We start from the raw sequence: 17895 nt of genomic DNA, 5'->3' as shown, positions 1-17895 counted from the left end.
GCCGAAATCCAACGTCCAAGCGGTTGAAACAAACCGCTCCGCCTCTCGTCTCGGCAAGAGCTGTGCCAATCAAGCGCATCTGAACTGACCCTCTGGAATCAAAGGCTTGGGAGCATGAAGGCCTTGTAGGATAAGTCGCACTGCAATGTCGCAACCGCTCCAGGTTTGTCACTTCCATATGGCTCTGAGACGATCCTCGTACTGATTTCCCCACAAGGGCGAAGGCGCGCATAGGTCACCAGGCCTGGTATTGAGTGCACGGGCGGGAAGGTGCGCCTCGCCGAGGCTCTCAGGAGTGCTTGGTCGGCCATCACGTGACGAATGGATTGCCCTGCCCGGTGATGGCGGCGAGCGACCACATATTTGGTCACGGAGCGGAGAGCGACCATTTTCGTCTCGCTAGCCTCCCAAGAAACATGCGTACGATTCACGCCTGCAAGGAGGCGCAAAGGTCAGGCGAATACGCAAATGCGGCCGTGATGGCGATGGTTAGCGGTCAAATGACAAGAAGATGGTGCGGCTGTGGGCGATGCGCGTGCGGCTGTTGTAACCGGCCGTTCGACCCGCGGTATAGAGCGCGTCATCGAAACACAGATCAGGTCTAATGCCCGCTTGGCGAGCAACGAGGCGAAACTTTCATGGCATGACAGGTCGTGCCGGGCAATCCGCACCACGGTTACATTAACGACGATCAAGCGCCGCTTGCCTTGAGAACGCCTTTACACTCCCCGCCAGATTTCATGTCGGTCGCGACAGCGGACCCTACACGAATTCGGCTGGCCTCGGTCGGCATAGCATCGCAAACCAGTCTATTAGGCACATCCGTTACATCCGGGTGGTGGGGCGCGGCCTAAGGCCGACTGCTAAGAAGCGGTCGAGCATCGCATTTACCTGGTCAGCCACCTCGATGGTATTGAAATGGCCAGCCAACAGCGTCTTGGCCAAAACGAGTTGGGAGCAGCGAACCTTTAGCCAGTCGAGATCACATGCAGCGCTCACCAGCGGCACATCGGCAGCGATGTAGGCCATCGGGACCTTGCAACGCGTTGCCGCAGGAGACGCATCATAGTTGAGGATGAAATTGCGCATTGCAGAATACGCCACATGCTGCGGTGTCTTCTCGCACGAGGCGCGGATATAGGTGTTGTGGATGCTCTCGCGCCTGGAAGGGTCGTCGTAGTCGAGGGCCATGGACCACGCGTTTTTTCGCAAAACCTCCCGATAGTTTGAGCTCGAAATTGCATCCAGGAACTGATCAATTTCGGGGCTGTCGCGAAGCGCCCACCGGGGCGTGACAATAGAATCGATCATCACCACACCAGAGGCCAGCTCAGGATGGCGGCCGCACAGCTCGAGTGCGACCGATCCACCCATGCTGTGGCCGATGATCAGCGGTTTCACCAGGTTCCGCTCGCTGCATTGCCACGCTACGTCGTCAGCAAAATCCTCGATCGTGTACTCCTGCTTCGGCGCGTCGCTGTCTCCGTGACCGCGGAGGTTTACCGCCATGACGTGCCGACTTTTAGCAAAATATTCGATCTGCGGCGTGAATATCCTGTGATCGCCGGTCCAGCCGTGAATCAGGACGAGCGGCGGACTTAGGGGCGAAGCCGATATTGCTTCGAAGTGCGCAAGGCACACCCCGGCGCGGTTCATCAGGACGGGGCTCGATTCGGCTACATTCATGGGGTTCGGCTCTTTTTTGGGCTCGCCAGCAAAGGGTAGAGTGTTTGTGTCATAGAGGGGAACGACCCGCGGCACTCAGACCGCGAGAGCAATGGCTTGCCGATTGCAAACTGATCCAGTTGAGAATGCCCGTGGCAAATGGGGCAGCACTTGAACATGATGAACTGTGAGCGGCACCAAGCCGGAGACGAAGATCGACTTGCCCGGTAGGCAAGCATCGAAGGAAAGATATCGGTGCCTAAATCCCCATGGAGGAAATGCCTGAGCGCACCGACGATAAAATCGAACAATCCGAATGCACGATCAAGCCGCCCGCATCAGGTCGCCGATCCAACAATGGATTTATTTGCCACCATAGCCTCCAATTCGTCAATGAGACCGGAGGCGGCGATTTCAGCTTTGATGCCATCGCCCAAGCGGCGCGCCGCATCGCGATAGCGCGGCTCCTGTAACAGGCCACTGACGGCATGGGCGATCTCGGCTTCGCTAGCACTCGGGGGTAGTCGAAGACCAGCTCCCTTCGACACAACTCGTGCAGCATTATCCCCCTGGTCGCGCCCGTTGGGGAGCACCAGTTGCGGTAGACCGTTTATCAGCCCCCGGCTGACGGTGCCGTGGCCGCCCTGCGTTATCAAAAGGCAGACTTCCTTCATCACTGTGTCATGCGGAGCGCCGTGCAACAGATGCACGTTCGCGGGGGCGACCAGCTTCCCCGCGTCAACATGAGGTCCGATGGTCGCCACCGCGTGCACGTCCAGCGTACCCAATGCGCAAATGATCCGTTGAACCAAGTCGTCTTGACCCTGAGCGCCGGAGCTGCAGGCGACGAGCACACGAGGTCGATTGGCGTCCACAGGCCAAGGCGCCTTCCAGCTCCTTGACCAATTTGGCTGCTCCAGCAGTGGCCCAACATAACGAACGTTGTCCGGTAGAAGGTCGGCCTCAAAATCGAAGGTCCGGCTGATCGCCAGCAAGTACCGATCGGCACACTCAAATAAATCCACCGTCCTGGCCAAACCGGACAGGCCGAGGCCGGCACGCGCCTCGTTTAGAAGCGAAAGGAATTGGTCCAGGAAGCAAGCCCAATTTTCGTTCGCCGCCGCGATCGCGATCCGCTCTTCTGGCGTCTGCGGCTGCGCCAATCCGCTGGCGGCCGGCGGAATTCCTGGCAAAGGGCGAAGGCTCACATGGGGTGACAACATTGCGATCGGCACGCCAGCGGCTTCGGCGCCCAACACGGCACCAAACAACATATCGATGGCAATGACAGCATCCGTCGGTATGCGGCCGATCTCATCCTGGACGTCGGCTGCGTAGGCTGGCGCCGGGCCGAACACCGCCTTTTGGAACCAGTCCTGCATGTCTGAAAAGCAGGCAGGATCCGCGTCGATCCCCATCGGGGCACGCCGCCAGGAGACGAAGTCGAAACCCGCCGCAGCCACTTCACGCCGCATCTCTGGATCAGCCATAATGCGGGCGCTATGGCCAACCCGTTGCAGTTGTCGAGCTGCAGTCAGCAACGGGCCCAGATTACCCGACGTCCCCCAGGACGCAAGCAGGAAGTTATACAACATGCCTCACCTCAATCGTGTTTGAAGCCAAATTTCGTCGTAATCGGAGGCTGCAATAGGTGATCGATAATTGGTGCGTCGTGTCGAGTTCTGCCGCTGTCACAATCGGAGGCGGGGCGATGCAACACACTCCCCGGAAACTTCCCTCAGCGGGAACTTTCCGGTTAGAAAGATGATGCTCCCTTGCGGCCGTCACACACGTTCTAGCAGGTGCCGTAAACCCGAAAGGACTCCCCGATTGCACACAGCTCAACCTGGTCGGGAGTTGGCACAATCGGCCGGAAAGGTCTAGCTGCTTAGCCGACCTCGACAAAGGTGATATCGTCTTGCGAACTTACGTCCGTCGCACGCATCTGCGGATGGACTTGAAGACTCCCCGGTCGTCTTCAGCTCGCGGGCAGCGAACTCAATGACTTACCCGCTCAGGTTTCGTTCGACTCCATCTGTCCTGCAATTTTTAAGGCGTTCGGGGCGCTGCGTAAAATTGATTGTTTGAATGAATACAATTCGCGGCCGGCATGTCTCTGGCGTTCCTCAAACTCGCTGCTTGGCCCAATCGTCACCGGGCACTTCTGCCCTCTTCGCAAACTGCCGGCGCCAGGTGTAAATCCGCTGCGGCACCAAGTCATGTCGACGAGCAACGTCCGCGACGCTCGCAACGCCTGCCGAAGCGGGCGACGAAGCGGGCCGCGACCTTCAAGTCCGCGGAAGACTCTTGCCTCCGAGCTCGAGCGTCATCAGTTTGATTTGGGTGGATGCGATCGTTTCATGATCGCGCCGCCGGCGGCGGTCGATTCCGTAAATCTCACTTGGCGATGTCGGGATGTAGAGGTATGGAGAACGGCCGCAGTTCCGAAGGTGCAAGGACGATGGCGTTTCCCGCAGCAAGCGCAGAGACCATTTTCCATCCCGGCGGATTCCTTGACTCGCCTTTCCGAAAGCTCGCGAACTCGGATGGCCATTATTTTTCGGGTTGAGCCGCTAACGCTTCCCGCCAGCAATCAATCTCGCCTCCGGGTCCAGACGCAGTCCTCACATGGCGCCGCATCCGATCACTGGGCCGATAGCGAGGGCGAGACTGGGTATTCCGCGCAGCAGTCGAGGATACTGCCGGAAATATCACGTTCCGGCGGTTACTCCATACACCCGACGTTCCTATTCGTCGCCACCGCAAAATCCGGGCCGAAGCGAATCCGTTTGATCCGATGTGGGACCGCTACTTCGCCGCAGCCGTGGTCTGCCCTCGGAAACTACGGATCGGCCTGATGGAACCGCCCACTCTGCCGATAAACAGGAACTGGCGGCTCTGGTCAAACAGGGCCTAGTGGAGGCTTGAGCCGTATGCGGGGAAACTGCGCGTACGGTCTTAGGGAGGAGCGACCCGGCGAGGGGTCGTTCCTAACCCGACAGGACACGCCGCAGCATCGGCGCTTGCCAGATCATTCGGCTGATGGGGCGAGATGAATGATGTCTCCCCGGGACCAGCCTTCGGCAAGGCTCATCAGAAACTCCAGCTCCCGTCTCAGCGCGACGGTGCGACTTACATCCTTTGCATGCTGGTTGTCGGCGCGCACGTGATAAAATTCGCCGACCGCGATTCCCGCCGCTTTTCGCTTGTCCTCAAGCGCGGACTTCAAACCTGCCAGCTCGTCCCTAACAGCGAAGTAGCGCCGCATAACGGCGATCAAACGCAGGTCGTTTTCTGCTTCATCCATATTGGCGTCTTCCAAAATGCTTTGATTAGGAAGAAGCAGATTCGCTCTCTCCTGTCACGCCTCGAACGACAATCGGCAAGGATGATACTTTAGAAATATCTCAACTAGAGAGGATGTAAGATTCATGGCAAAGCGAGAAGAGTTCCATTCATCGCCTTCCGCGACGGCGCAAACAATCCAATTTCCTTCAACTTGAAGGGTGATACCCGGAACTCTGACCCGTGTGTCGGGTCTCCCTTTCTATTTCGTTCGCATGTAGCAGATAGCAACGCGCCCGCTGATAGTCCATTCACCGCATTATTTGAGGGAAGAACCTAACAAAGAAAAAACCGAACGCGCTTGCAGATCGTCCGGCTTTTCCCGCGACTACCTACTTCGACAGGGCAAAGTCGGGTAGCATGTCGCTAGTTGGAGCGTATGCACGATATGGAATATACCAGTCGCATTTCGCGTGCGCGAACTACCAAGGCAGGTAGGTTCCCAAGCTCGGCGACCCGACCCTGCGGCTTCCGCGTCGCATGCCCATCCGACCCGGCGAGATGTCGGAGAGCGGGTTTCATTTTCCTGATCGTTGCCGCCGACATCGGAGTGGTTTCCAGCAAACCACGCCTGTTGCAGGCAATCCGGATGCTCGAAATATCGCGCAAGGACAGCTCCTCACATTCAGCGCACGAGCAGGCCTTTGTCGGGCACTTGCTCCGCCGGTTGTCGGCATTGAGACTCAATGTCAGTAACCTGACACTACGCGCCGCTAGGAAGTGCCTGCTGAGCCTGCGAATTCACTTCGGCACGCGATTTGCTCTGTTTGCGGCATCATCACCAATCGCAGTGCGATGGTCTTTGGGACGGACACGGCGCCGCGTCGCTGTTCGCGTCTGATCCGACGGTTCGCTGTGGGAATGACTTGGCGCGTGGTTGTGGACCCCGAGAAAATGCAGGGACGTGTTGGATGCGATCTAGTTTAACTGCCACCGGCGGTGTGGGACTGGGCCGGAGGTCGTGTTGGCGGAGACGTCGCTGGCGGGTAGGGTCGAACCTCTTTCACCAATCCCTACGACTAGGCAATCTATGCCGACTCCGACAGGTTCGACGTCATCTTGCACAACCCGCACCTGTCGCTCGGCGAAGCGTCGGAATTCCGCCTGGGCGCTGCGCCGGCGCGCCTAGAATTATGGTGCACCTTCCCCGCGCCGTTCGTGCCGCTGCACGACCTGGCGCTGACAATCGCCGTGGAGGACATCGCCTCCATGCCGTCTTCCGTCGTTTGCTGCCCGTCGCCTGCCAGTCACCTTCCGCCCTTTCCATCGCTTAGAGAGTGAACTGCCACCATGTCCGAACAACCCTTGCCGACGCTGCCGATGTGGCGCCTCAATCACATCGAGCCCTCAACCGAGATGCTAACGCTAAGCGCCAACGGTCCGATCCATCGCGTGCGCTTCCCGTCCGGGCACGAAGGCTGGTGGGTGACAGGCTACGACGAGGCCAAGGCGGTGCTCTCCGACACTGCATTCCGACCCGCGGGGATGCCGCCGGCGGCATTTACCCCGGATTCGGTGATTCTCGGTTCGCCGGGGTGGCTGGTCTCGCACGAGGGGGACGAGCATGCACGGTTACGCACGATCGTGGGACGGGCCTTCAGCGACCGCAATATGGAGCTGCTCGCGCAGAAGGTCGAGGCGATCGCCGCGCAGTTGTTTGAGACGCTGGCGGCCCAGCCCCAGCCCGCCGACCTGCGGCTCCACCTCTCCTTTCCGCTTCCGGCCATTGTCATCAGCGCGCTGATGGGCGTGCTCTATGAGGATCACGCCTTTTTCGCCGGGCTGTCCGACGAGGTGATGACGCACCAGCATGAAAGCGGCCCGCGCAGCGCGTCGCGCCTGGCCTGGGAAGAGCTGCGCGCCTACATTCGCGGCAAGATGCGGGACAAGCGCGAGGATCCCGGCGACAACCTGCTGACGGATCTGCTCGCGGCGGTCGACCAAGGCAAAGCGACCGAGGAAGAGGCGATCGGCCTGGCGGCGGGCATGCTGGTGGCGGGGCACGAGAGCACCGTCGCGCAGATCGAATTCGGCCTGCTGGCGATGTTCCGTCATCCGCAACAGCGCGAACGCCTGGTCGGCGATCCAACCCTTATGGACAAGGCAGTGGAGGAAATCCTGCGCATGTACCCCCCGGGCGCGGGCTGGGACGGCGTCATGCGCTACCCGAGAACCGACGTGACCATAGCGGGCGTGCATATTCCCGCGGAGAGCAAGGTGCTGGTCGGCCTGCCGGCGACGTCGTTCGATCCGCGCCATTTCGAGGACCCGGAAATCTTCGACATCGGACGCGAAGGAAAGCCCCACTTGGCGTTCTCCTACGGGCCGCACTATTGCATCGGCGTTGCGCTAGCGAGGCTGGAACTCAAGGCGGTGTTCGGTTCGATCTTTCAGCGCTTTCCCGCGCTGCGCCTCGCCTTGGCGCCCGAAGAACTGAAGTTGCGCAAGGAGATCATCACCGGCGGGTTCGAGGAGTTTCCGGTGTTCTGGTGATGCGTGGAAGCCGCTGGGAATCGTAATCTTCTCCGCATGGCCGGCGCGCCTGGCGCGCCGGTCAGATCAGCAAACCAACAGGTAACCAAGATGGACGTGAAAGAAACAACCGCGGTATGCCGGGACGCCTTCGCCGAACTCGCGTCGCCGGCGTGCATCCACGACCCATATCCGTTCATGCGGTGGTTGCGCGAGCACGATCCGGTGCACCGGGCAGCGTCAGGCCTCTTTCTGTTGAGCCGCCACGCCGACATCTACTGGGCACTCAAGGCCACGGGCGATGCGTTTCGGGGACCGGCGCCGGGCGAACTGGCGCGCTATTTCCCGCGTGCGGCAACCAGCCTGTCGCTCAATCTGCTGGCGTCCACTTTAGCGATGAAGGATCCACCGGCGCATACGCGTCTGCGCCGGCTGATCTCCCGCGATTTCACGATGCGCGAGATCGACAACCTGCGGCCGAGCATAGTGCGCATCGTCGCAGCGCGCCTGGACGGCATGGCGCACGCGCTTGAGCGCGGGGAGGCAGTGGACCTGCATCGCGAATTCGCGCTTGCCTTGCCAATGCTGGTCTTTGCCGAACTGTTCGGCATACCCCAGGAGGACATGTTCGGGCTCGCCGCCAACATCGGCGCCATCCTGGAAGGCCTGAGCCCGCACGCCAGCGATCCCCAGCTCGCCGAGGCGGACGCAGCCAGCGCCAAAGTTAAGGCCTACTTCGGCGACCTCATACAGCGCAGGCGCACCGATCCCCGCCAGGACGTCGTGTCGATGCTGGTCGGCGCACACGGCGATGATTCCGATATGCTGTCGGATGTGGAGTTGATCAGCATGCTATGGGGCATGCTGCTGGGTGGCTTCGCCACCACTGCTGCGACCATTGACCATGCGGTCCTGGCGATGCTGGCGTATCCCGAACAGCGGCACTGGCTGCAGGGAGATGCCAAGGGGGTCGAGGCATTCGTCGAAGAAGTCTTGCGCTGCAACGCGCCCGCCATGTTCAGCTCCATTCCGCGAATCGCACAGCGCGACATCGAACTGGGCGGCGTGGTGATCCCGAAGAACGCGGACGTGCGCGTGCTGATCGCCGCCGGCAATCGTGACCCGGACGCCTTTGCCGATCCCGACCGCTTCGACCCCGTACGGTTCTACGGCACCAGTCCTGGCATGTCGATTGACGGGAAGATCATGCTGAGCTTCGGCCACGGCATCCACTTCTGCCTCGGGGCGCAACTGGCCCGGGTGCAATTAGCCGAGAGCCTGCCGCGGATCGAGGCGCGCTTCCCTACGCTCGTACTCGCCGATCAGCCGACCCTGGAGCCATCCGCGTTCCTTAGGACATTCCGCGCCCTGCCCGTGCGGCTGCATGCGCAGGCGGGGCGCTGAGATGCGCGTTGTGGTCGACCAGGATCTTTGCGGAACCACTGGGCAGTGTGTGCTAACCCTGCCGGGCGTCTTTCGCCAGCGCGAACTGGACGGCGTGGCCGAAGTGTGCGTGGTGACGGTCCCCCAAGCGCTGCACGCCGCCGTGCGGCTCGCTGCCAGCCAGTGCCCAGTTGCCGCCATTTGGGTCATCGAAAGCGACGCTGGGGATGGCGAGCCAGCCCGGGCCGACCCTACGCCTTCTCTGGCAGAGGCCGAGCGACATGCCACGAAAGACCAATGCAATCCAGGAGGACACGATGGGACGGTTTGAGGGCAAGGTGGCCGTGGTGACCGGCGCCGGCGCCGGCATCGGGAAGTCATGCGCCCTCGCCATTGCGCGCGAGGGCGGCAGGGTGGTGGTGGCCGACATTGACGGCTCAGCGGCCACCGCGTGCACGGCGCAGATCGCGGCCGAAGCTGGCCACGCGCTGGCCTTGGCCATGGACATCGCCGATGCTCAGGCGGTGGCCGCGCTATTTGAGGCGGCGGAGCGGCACTTCGGTGGGGTCGATCTGCTGGTGAACAACGCGAGCGCCATGCATCTGACCCTATGCGACCGCGCGATCCTCGATCTGGACCTGGCGGTTTGGGATGAGACGATGGCGACTAATCTGCGCGGCACGCTGCTCTGCTGCCGCCAGGCCATTCCGCGAATGATCGCCCGTGGCGGTGGCGCGATCGTCAACATGTCCTCGTGCCAGGGGCTCAGCGGTGACACCGCGCTGACCTCCTACGCCGCGTCGAAGGCCGCGATGAACATGCTGTCGGCCTCGCTCGCCACCCAATATGGTCACGCGCAGATCCGCTGCAACGCGGTTGCGCCGGGTCTTATCATGACCGAACGTCTCCTCGACAAGTTGGACGAGTGCATGCAACGGCATCTGCGCCGGCACCAGCTCCTGCGGCACGTCGGCCGCCCCGAGGACGTGGCCGCGCTGGTGGCTTTCCTGCTCTCCGACGATGCTGCGTTCATCACCGGCCAAGTCGTGTGCATCGACGGCGGCATGCTGACGCATGTGCCGACATACGCCGATGGTGGCAACAGCCGTGCCGCGCGGCCGACCAGTGACACCGCCGAAGCGGCCGCGGCGCCAGAGAGGTAATAGACATGCTGCTCAACCCGCTGAACCGTCGGCACCGGCTGCGGGACGACATCCCGGTCATGCCCGGCGCTTTCCCCCTGGTCGGGCATCTTCCCGCCATCGTTTGTGACCTGCCGCGCCTGCTGCGGCGCGCGGAACGGACGCTGGGCAGCCATTTCTGGCTGGATTTTGGCCCTGCCGGACAACTGATGACGTGCCTGGATCCGGATGCGTTCGCGTTGCTCCGGCACAAGGACGTGTCCTCGGCACTGATTGAAGAGATTGCACCCGAAATCCTTGGCGGAACGTTGGTCACTCTGAACGGTAGCGCGCATCGGCAGGCGCGCGATGGGATCAAGTCGGCATTCCTGCCGAGGGGCCTGACCGAGGCCGGCATTGGCGAGCTATTCGAGCCCGTCATCCGGGCCCGGGTGCAGGCATGGCGCGAGCGCGGTGAAGTAACTATCCTGCCCGAGACCGGCGACTTGATGCTGAAGCTCACCTTTTATCTCATGGGCATCCCCGCCCAAGACCTGCCGGAGTGGCATCGCAAGTACCGGCAACTGCTGCAGTTGATGCTCGTGCCACCGATCGACCTGCCCGGAACGCCCTTTCGGCGCGGCCGCGCCGCCCGCGACTGGATCGACGCGCAGTCGCGCCAGTTCATCCGCGGCGCGCGCGCGCATGCCGCGCGCACCGGGTTGATCAACGACATGGTGAGCGCGTTCGATCGCAGCGAAGGCGCGCTCTCCGATGACGTCCTGGTCGCCAACGTTCGCTTGCTGCTGCTTGCCGGTCACGAGACCACCGCCTCAACGATGGCCTGGATGGTGATCGAGCTGGCGCGGCAGCCTGAGCTGTGGGACTCCCTCGTCGAGGAGGCGCAACGCGTGGGCGCGGTGCCGACCCGGCACGCGGACCTGTCGCAGTGCCCGGTCGCCGAGGCGCTGTTTCGCGAGACGCTGCGCATGCATCCGGCGTCCTCGCTCTTACCGCGTCGCGCGACGCAGGAATTACAACTCGGCCAGCGGCGCATTCCTGCGGGCACCAGTCTGGGCATCCCGCTGCTGCATTTCTCGACCTCACCGCTGCTGCACGAGGCGCCTGATCAGTTCCGCCTGACGCGGTGGCTACAACGCACGGGGCCGATCCGGCCGGTGGACATGCTGCAGTTCGGCAGCGGCCCACACGTCTGCATCGGCTACCACCTGGTATGGCTGGAACTGGTGCAGTTCGGCATCGCCTTGGCACTGACCATGCACAAGGCCGGGGTGCGGCCGCGGTTGCTGAGCGACGCTGAAAAAGGCCAGCGCTATTACCCGACAGCACAGCCCTCCATGAAAATCCGCATCGGATTCTCATGAGCTGGCGTCGCATGCTCCGCGTGGCGTGGCAGCGACGCCGGCAACGCTAAGGCGGTTCGCCGCTCGCCGTGGCCCTCTCCTGTCAGGAACAAGGACATAAAACATGCAGACCGGTTCCACGCTACACGATGACCAAACTGGCATTTCCGCGCTCGGCGGATTGGGCGCGCAGGCGCCCGGCGCATCCGGCAGGCTGCTGCCGGAGATCTGGATGCAGGACGGCGCAAAGCGGGTCGAACAGGCGCTGACGCGTCTTCTCTGCCCCGAGGACGACGGTGAGACCGAGCTGATGGCGGCGATGCGCTACGCTACCTTGCATGGCGGGAAGCGCACCCGCGCCTTGCTCTGTCTGGCTGCCGGCGAACTGGCCGACACCCCGGCGCACATGCTCGACGTCGTCGGCGCCGCCATCGAGATGATGCACGCCTGTACCCTGGTCCACGACGACCTGCCCGCAATGGACGACGACGTGCTTCGCCGCGGCCTTCCGACCGTGCACGTCAAGTTCGGCGAAGCAACTGCGATCCTGGTCGGGGATGCACTGCAGGCGCACGCCTTCCTGACCCTGGCGAGCCTTGATGCCCCGGGCGACAACCGTATCGCGCTCGTGCGCGAACTGGCGCAGGCGGTGTCCGCCGAGGGTGCCGCAGGCGGGCAGGCCATAGATCTGTCGCTGGTTGGAAAGCACGTTGAGCTGGGCAGGATCTTGGCGATGCACCGCATGAAGACCGGAGCGCTAGTGCGCGCGTCCGTTCGCATGGGCGCACTATGCGCCATCGCGGAGGATGCCGCCAACGCTGAGCTGTACTGTGCGCTCGATCGCTACAGCGCCTGTTTCGGCCTGGCGTTGCAGGTGGTCGACGACATTCTCGACGCGACAGCGGATAAAGCGACCCTGGGCAAGACGCCCGGCAAGGACGCGGCGGCGCAGAAGCCGACCTGCGCGTCGATCATGGGGCTAAAGGCAGCGCGCCAGTTCGTCGCGGATCTGTTGCGCGACGCGGAGGATGCCATCGCCCCGCTGGGGCCGCGTGCGGAACGGTTGGCGCAGATCCTGCAGCGGGCCAACGCATATCTGTTCACGCACGCGCCATGCGCATGAGCCCGCGTGGAACCGCCCCTGTGCCGCTGCGATCGGTGGCAGCAGCGGTGCATGCTGTGCGGTTTCCGAGTCCGCGTCGCCGATCGCAGCGGTTGCCTAGCACAGCCGCGGCGCGCTACGCGCAGGTCTATGCGGCGGACCGCGACGGGCACGCGCCGACGTGCGCGTCGTCTGCCCGATTCTGGTTTTCGTCAACCGTCTGCAGAAGGAACATCCCGCGTGAACGCGCTGTCCGAACAGATCCTTTCCGAATTGCGCCACCTGCTGAGCGAGATGAGCGATGGCGGCAGCGTCGGTCCCTCCGTCTACGACACGGCGCGAGCTCTGCAGTTCCGCGGCAACGTCGCCGGTTGGCAGGACGCGTACGCGTGGCTCATCGCGCAGCAACAGCCTGATGGCGGATGGGGAAGCGCGGACTTCCCGCTGTTCCGCCATGCGCCCACGTGGGCGGCTTTGCTGGCATTGCAGCGTGCCAATCCTCTTCCCGGTGCTGCCGACGCAGTCCAGGCTGCAACCCGGTTCCTCCGGCGCCAGCCCGATCCCTACGCGCACGCGGTGCCGGAAGATGCGCCGATCGGTGCGGAGCTGATCCTGCCGCAGCTTTGCGGCGAGGCCGCATCCTTGCCGGGCGGCGTGGCGTTTCCGCGCTACTCGGCGCTGTTGCCGTTGCGGCAAGAGTGCCTGGTCAAGCTGGGGGCGATGGCAATGTCGCCGAGCGGCCATCCGTTGCTGCACACCTGGGAAGCCTGGGGGACGTCGCCAAGCACCGCATGCCCGGATGAGTACGGCAGCATCGGCATCAGCCCGGCGGCCACCGCCGCATGGCGTGCGCACGCCGTGGTACAGGGGAGCACGCCGCAGGTCGGGCGCGCGGACGCGTATCTGCAGGCGGCATCGCGGGCGACGCGCAGCGGCATCGAAGGTGTCGTTCCTAATGTCTGGCCGATCAATGTGTTTGAGCCATGCTGGTCGTTGTACACCCTGCATCTGGCGGGGCTGTTCGCGCATCCCGCGCTCGCAGACGCGGTGCGCGAAATCGTTGCGCAGCTCGAAACCCACCTTGGCGTACGCGGTCTAGGGCCGGCCTTGCACTTCGCCGCCGACGCGGACGACACCGCCGTTGTGTTGTGCGTCCTGCGCCTTGCAGGCCGCGACCCGGCAGTCGACGCGTTGCGCCAGTTCGAAACTGGCGGGCTGTTCGTCACCTTCCCCGGCGAGCGCAATGCCTCGGTGTCGACCAACATCCATGCCCTGCATGCGTTGCGACTGTTGGGAAAGCGCGCCGCCGGCACCAGCGCCTATGTCGAGGCCAATCGCAACCCGCACGGACTATGGGACAACGAAAAATGGCACGTTTCATGGCTGTATCCCACCGCACATGCGCTCGCTGCGCTGGCGCAAGGCAAGCAACAGTGGCGCGACGAGCACGCGCTGGCGGCGCTGCTGCAGGCGCAGCGCGACGACGGCGGCTGGGGCGCCGGTCGTGCGTCCACATTCGAGGAAACCGCCTATGCGCTGTTCGCGTTACATGTGATGGATGGGAGGGAAGAACCCATAGGGCGCGCGCGCATCGCTCAGGTGGTGGCGCGTGCGCTGGAATGGATGCTCGCCCGCCATGCGGCGCATAGATTGCCGCAGACGCCGCTGTGGATCGGCAAGGAACTGTATTGCCCGACCCGGGTCGTGCGCGTGGCCGAACTCGCCGGATTATGGTTGGCGCTCAGTTGGGGGCGGCGCGCTGCCGAGGAAGCAGGAGCAGCGCCATGATCCAGACCGAAGGCGCGCTGCAGCAGGTGCTGGAGTGGGGTCGTTCCCTGACCGGGTTCGCCGACGAGCATGCCGTCGAAGCGGTCAGGGGCGGCAAGTACATCCTGCAGTGCATCGACCCGAGCCTGCGAGACATTAGCGTTCGCACGGGCCGCGATCCGCAGGACGAAACCCTGATTGTGGCGTTCTATCGCGAACTGGCGCTGCTGTTCTGGCTCGACGATTGTAACGACCTTGGCCTGATCACGCCAGAGCAGCTCGCCGCGGTGGAGTGGGCGCTGGGACAGGGTGTGCCGTGCGCGCTCCCTGGATTCGAGGGCTGCGCTACGCTGCGGGGTTCGCTGGCCGCGCTCGCCTACGATTGTCGTGACTATGCTCAGCTTCTCGACGATACCCGGTACTACTGCGCGGCTCTGCGCGCCGGACGCGCGCAGGCGCAATGGGCGGAACGCTGGTCCTACACCGAATACCTGCACAACGGCGTCGATTCGATCGCCTACGCGAACGTGTTCTGTTGCATGTCATTGCTCTGGGGGCTGGACATGGCGACGTTGCGCGCGCGTCCGGCGTTCCGCCAGGTCCTACGGCTCATTTCCGCGATAGGGCGCCTGCAGAACGATCTGCATGGACGCGAGAAGGACAGGTCGGGCGGCGAGGCCGACAACGCGGCGATCCTGCTGTCGCAGCGCTACCCGGCTATGCCTGTGGTAGAGTTCCTCAACGACGAGTTGGCCGGCCATACGCGCATGCTGCACCAGGTGATGGCGGAAGAATGCTTTCCGGCGCCGTGGGGACCGCTAATCGAGGCAATGGCGGCCCTCCGCGCCCAGTACTATCAGACCTCCACCAGCCGCTACCGCAATGACGCTGCGGGGGAATGCGCAGTGCGCAGGCCTAAACGCGCGGCAAGCGGCGACATGCGCGCGCTGCCGTCGGTCAATGGCAAACAAGGATGGCTTATAGCGATCTGGGAGGAGCTTCGGCATAGGCTTTCGGGTTGACCGGCTGCCATGAGTGGCGGCCTTCCTAAGCGAACCTCGTGTTGCCATCCATGCCGGGCCCGCTCCGATCCGTGTTGGGCAGGACAGGCCTCTCCATTCGCATTCGTGCGGAATGTACTATCGGCGCAATCAACCAACGAAAGCAAAAGCTATGACAATCAACCGCACTCGCCGGCCTGTTCCTGTTCCTCGGCGAGAATACCGACAATCGAAAGAACCCGGTTCCTGATTCGGGGCGACAGACGCAAAATGCCTTCGATCAGTCGGCGACCGTCAGCCGTCGACAGGTATGCGATACGTTCGTCAATCTCCGCGGCTTCTTGGTGGGGAACTCCGCTGCCCGGCTCCGGCAGGCCTTCGAAAAACCGCGTCACTGGCACATGCAGGCAACTTCCTATTTCATAGAGCATCGAAGCACTGACGCGGTTTTTGCCGCTTTCGTATTTTTGCATCTGTTGGAAGCTGACGCCGACGCCCTTGCCCAACTCGTTCTGCGATAAATTGGCTTGAATTCGGAGAATGCGGATCTGTTGTCCGACGTGGCGATCGACGGGATGGATCCTCGCATCCAATGGCGACGGCCTTTGCCGCGTGAAACTAGGTTCGAAGTCTGTGATATCACTCATGCCGGCTCCCTTAAGGTCGCAAAAGGGCATGATAGGGGCAACCAGACGTCTCGACTTTCAAATTTGTGATGCGATTACAAATTCTTGATGCGAAATTCACGACTTCGGCGAGTTCTGCCGCAAAGCACGTCACCCGATCGCGCCCAGCTTTGGGAGTGATTCTGTCCGTCCGCTGCGCCGCGAACGGATCGCCATTGCGCGGTTGGCCGGAACACGTCGACCTTCAAACTGACCAACGGTCTGACAAGACGATACCGACTCGCGTCGCTATGCTTTTGTCGTCTCTTTATGGAACAAGTGTCGTGCCGAAAAATGTACACGATAAGGGATCAACGCTCCCCGTTTCCCATCATGTTGGGGCCGATTTCGGCTCCGACAATTGCTGCCGCTGGTCGTCATTCCAGTGTACCCGCAAAGGGCCAACGGTCGCACATTCACCCTCCTCTGGACCGGCAGCGTTCAAAGTTTGCCAGACGGCTTGGGCGCAGAGAACATGGTGGTCGGCATATCGAGAGACTTCGCGGCGGGCACGCGCCGTCATGCTTGAGCCACGGGGCAAGGGTATCGTGTTCTGGACGCTGCGCTATGGTGATGAGGTGCGGGATGAGAAACTATTTTGCGGCAATCGATGATGAAGAGCCAGAAGCGGAGCTGATGCCGCTCGTGCAACAGCCGATCAAGATACAGACTCAGCACTGGAGCCCGAAGATGGTCGCCGATCCGATGCAGGAGACGCTGCTTGACATCATGAACACAAAGAAGAGCAATTGAAGAAACCGTCGAAAGCCATGCCGAAGAAGAAGGCTGAAGCTTCGACGGGCAATGTCATCAACATCATGGATGCGTTGCGCAAGTCCATCGACAACGAACAGGGTTCAGGGAAGCAATCGACGAGATGACGACAAGACGCAAAGCCTCGACGCCGCTGCTGAACGAATCCGCCTCGACCCTTCAGTCGCGCCCGGTTCGAAAGCGCGATCCGGCCCAGCCAAGCCTGCCCTTCGATCCGATGCCCGAGCGCATCGAGCCGTGCCTGGCCCTTCTGAAGCCGACACCACCGAAGGGAGCCGACTGGCTGTTCGAGGTGAAGTGGGACGGATACCGTCTGGCGCTCCACATCGATCGGAAGGATGTGAAGGTCATCACTCGCGGAGGCCACGACTGGACGCACCGCTTTCCGGCAATTGTGGATGCGGCGCGTGCACTCGGGTTCAACAGCGCCATTCTCGACGGCGAAGCCGTCGTGCTTGACGATCAAGGCCGCTCCGACTTCGGGGCACTACAGCGCTCGCTTGGTGGCCGCGGCGGCAAAAAGGCGTCAGACGAAGCGATCCTATATGCGTTCGACCTTCTCTATCTTGACGGCCACGACTTGACCGGCACCGAGCTTTCGGTGCGGCGGCATCTGCTGGAGGATCTCATTTCACCGACAAGCGACGGCGCCGTTCGCCTGTCGCAGGAGATGGCTTTGGACGGCGAGGTCCTGCTGGAGCACGCATGCCGGGCAGGGCTTGAGGGCATCATCGCCAAGCACCGCGACCGGCCATATCGCTCCGGGCGCACCGGCGATTGGCAGAAGATCAAGTGCATCCAAAGCGAGAGCTTCATGGTCGTCGGCTATGAACAGTCGTCCTCGGCACGCGGCGGCATCGGCAGCCTGCTGCTCGCCGCGCGGAAAGGTTATGATTGGGCCTATGTCGGCTCGGTCGGAACCGGCTTCAACACGAAAGATGCCGAATACCTGCGCAAGACCCTCGATAAGCTGAAGACAGCCAGGCCGGTCGTGCCGCTGAAGGGCAAGAATCTCGTCTTTGCTCAGCCGACGCTGATTGCCGAAATCGAGTTCCGCGGCTGGACACATGACGGCAGCCTTCGTCACGCCTCCTACAAGGGTCTAAGGGAAATCCAGGACAACGCCGCAGTCTTCGACATTGCCGAGCGGCCTGCGCCAAGCGAATAGAGCGCTCGAGGCTTTGGGGAGTACCGCATTACCTCCGGGGGAATAGTAGCCTGGCTCTCGGATGGATG

The 17895-nt window shown here is 62.4% G+C and carries 12 protein-coding genes and 3 pseudogenes; 10 read left to right on the top strand and 5 right to left on the bottom strand.

Annotation, left to right across the window (positions count from 1 at the left end):
• Positions 1 to 825 precede the first annotated feature (825 nt).
• The 4 genes and pseudogenes from CCGE531_RS30175 to CCGE531_RS30155 all read right to left on the bottom strand — a co-directional run bounded on the left by CCGE531_RS30175 (position 826) and on the right by CCGE531_RS30155 (position 4972).
• Positions 826 to 1686, bottom strand: coding sequence for an alpha/beta hydrolase (locus tag CCGE531_RS30175; RefSeq protein WP_004120039.1), 861 nt, complete (start codon positions 1684 to 1686; stop codon positions 826 to 828).
• Positions 1687 to 2003: 317 nt separating this feature from the next.
• Complete coding sequence (locus CCGE531_RS30170; RefSeq protein WP_004120036.1) at positions 2004 to 3260, bottom strand: nucleotide disphospho-sugar-binding domain-containing protein; 1257 nt, start codon at positions 3258 to 3260, stop codon at positions 2004 to 2006.
• Between the two features lie 708 nt (positions 3261 to 3968).
• Positions 3969 to 4167 (bottom strand): annotated as a pseudogene (locus CCGE531_RS35000) (aldehyde dehydrogenase family protein); the annotation flags it as partial.
• 529 nt (positions 4168 to 4696) lie between these two features.
• On the bottom strand, positions 4697 to 4972 hold the full coding sequence (locus tag CCGE531_RS30155; RefSeq protein ID WP_004120034.1) for a hypothetical protein: 276 nt from the start codon (positions 4970 to 4972) through the stop codon (positions 4697 to 4699).
• Between the two features lie 1328 nt (positions 4973 to 6300).
• Between CCGE531_RS30155 and CCGE531_RS30140 the strand changes: the two genes are divergently transcribed.
• From CCGE531_RS30140 to CCGE531_RS30105, 8 genes and pseudogenes are all read left to right on the top strand, one after another.
• On the top strand, positions 6301 to 7503 hold the full coding sequence (locus CCGE531_RS30140) for a cytochrome P450 (RefSeq protein ID WP_120670720.1): 1203 nt from the start codon (positions 6301 to 6303) through the stop codon (positions 7501 to 7503).
• Positions 7504 to 7593: 90 nt separating this feature from the next.
• Complete coding sequence (locus CCGE531_RS30135; RefSeq protein ID WP_120671004.1) at positions 7594 to 8886, top strand: cytochrome P450; 1293 nt, start codon at positions 7594 to 7596, stop codon at positions 8884 to 8886.
• Between the two features lies 1 nt (position 8887).
• Complete coding sequence (locus CCGE531_RS30130; RefSeq protein WP_120671003.1) at positions 8888 to 9196, top strand: ferredoxin; 309 nt, start codon at positions 8888 to 8890, stop codon at positions 9194 to 9196.
• Positions 9183 to 10028 carry an SDR family oxidoreductase gene (locus CCGE531_RS30125; protein WP_120670718.1) on the top strand — a complete coding sequence of 282 codons (846 nt, stop codon included), beginning with the start codon at positions 9183 to 9185 and terminating at the stop codon, positions 10026 to 10028. Before CCGE531_RS30130 ends, CCGE531_RS30125 begins: the two co-directional genes overlap by 14 nt.
• Positions 10028 to 11371, top strand: coding sequence for a cytochrome P450 (locus CCGE531_RS30120; protein WP_120670716.1), 1344 nt, complete (start codon positions 10028 to 10030; stop codon positions 11369 to 11371). The genes CCGE531_RS30125 and CCGE531_RS30120 overlap by 1 nt, the downstream gene beginning before the upstream one ends.
• A 103-nt stretch (positions 11372 to 11474) precedes the next feature.
• Positions 11475 to 12473 carry a polyprenyl synthetase family protein gene (locus CCGE531_RS30115; RefSeq protein WP_120670714.1) on the top strand — a complete coding sequence of 333 codons (999 nt, stop codon included), beginning with the start codon at positions 11475 to 11477 and terminating at the stop codon, positions 12471 to 12473.
• A gap of 219 nt (positions 12474 to 12692) precedes the next feature.
• Positions 12693 to 14240, top strand: coding sequence for a hypothetical protein (locus tag CCGE531_RS30110; protein WP_120670712.1), 1548 nt, complete (start codon positions 12693 to 12695; stop codon positions 14238 to 14240).
• Positions 14237 to 15106: pseudogene (locus CCGE531_RS30105) on the top strand (hypothetical protein); the annotation flags it as partial. The gene CCGE531_RS30110 and the pseudogene CCGE531_RS30105, both read left to right, overlap by 4 nt.
• Before the next feature lie 293 nt (positions 15107 to 15399).
• On the opposite strand, the gene CCGE531_RS30100 reads toward CCGE531_RS30105, so the two are convergent.
• Positions 15400 to 15897, bottom strand: a complete 498-nt coding sequence (locus CCGE531_RS30100; protein ID WP_120670710.1) for a helix-turn-helix transcriptional regulator — start codon at positions 15895 to 15897, stop codon at positions 15400 to 15402.
• A 488-nt stretch (positions 15898 to 16385) separates the two neighbouring features.
• On the opposite strand from CCGE531_RS30100, the pseudogene CCGE531_RS30090 reads away from it, so the two are divergent.
• Both CCGE531_RS30090 and ligD read left to right on the top strand, forming a co-directional pair.
• Positions 16386 to 16766, top strand: a pseudogene (locus CCGE531_RS30090) (Ku protein); the annotation flags it as partial.
• Complete coding sequence (ligD, locus tag CCGE531_RS30085; protein WP_120670706.1) at positions 16763 to 17827, top strand: non-homologous end-joining DNA ligase; 1065 nt, start codon at positions 16763 to 16765, stop codon at positions 17825 to 17827. The pseudogene CCGE531_RS30090 and the gene ligD, both read left to right, overlap by 4 nt.
• Positions 17828 to 17895 lie beyond the last annotated feature (68 nt).

It is taken from the genome of Rhizobium sp. CCGE531, assembly GCF_003627795.1.
Classification (GTDB): Bacteria; Pseudomonadota; Alphaproteobacteria; order Rhizobiales; family Rhizobiaceae; genus Rhizobium.
The sequence above is the reverse complement of the archived record's forward strand: the minus strand, read 5'-3'. Positions and strand labels throughout refer to the sequence as shown.

Coding starts and splice junctions, on each gene's coding strand:
- CCGE531_RS30115 (WP_120670714.1), top strand. CDS start 11,475: ATGCAGACCGGTTCCACGCTACACGATGACCAAACTGGCATTTCCGCG.
- ligD (WP_120670706.1), top strand. CDS start 16,763: ATGACGACAAGACGCAAAGCCTCGACGCCGCTGCTGAACGAATCCGCC.
- CCGE531_RS30175 (WP_004120039.1), bottom strand. CDS start 1,686: ATGAATGTAGCCGAATCGAGCCCCGTCCTGATGAACCGCGCCGGGGTG.
- CCGE531_RS30170 (WP_004120036.1), bottom strand. CDS start 3,260: ATGTTGTATAACTTCCTGCTTGCGTCCTGGGGGACGTCGGGTAATCTG.
- CCGE531_RS30155 (WP_004120034.1), bottom strand. CDS start 4,972: ATGGATGAAGCAGAAAACGACCTGCGTTTGATCGCCGTTATGCGGCGC.
- CCGE531_RS30100 (WP_120670710.1), bottom strand. CDS start 15,897: ATGCCCTTTTGCGACCTTAAGGGAGCCGGCATGAGTGATATCACAGAC.
- CCGE531_RS30125 (WP_120670718.1), top strand. CDS start 9,183: ATGGGACGGTTTGAGGGCAAGGTGGCCGTGGTGACCGGCGCCGGCGCC.
- CCGE531_RS30140 (WP_120670720.1), top strand. CDS start 6,301: ATGTCCGAACAACCCTTGCCGACGCTGCCGATGTGGCGCCTCAATCAC.
- CCGE531_RS30130 (WP_120671003.1), top strand. CDS start 8,888: ATGCGCGTTGTGGTCGACCAGGATCTTTGCGGAACCACTGGGCAGTGT.
- CCGE531_RS30135 (WP_120671004.1), top strand. CDS start 7,594: ATGGACGTGAAAGAAACAACCGCGGTATGCCGGGACGCCTTCGCCGAA.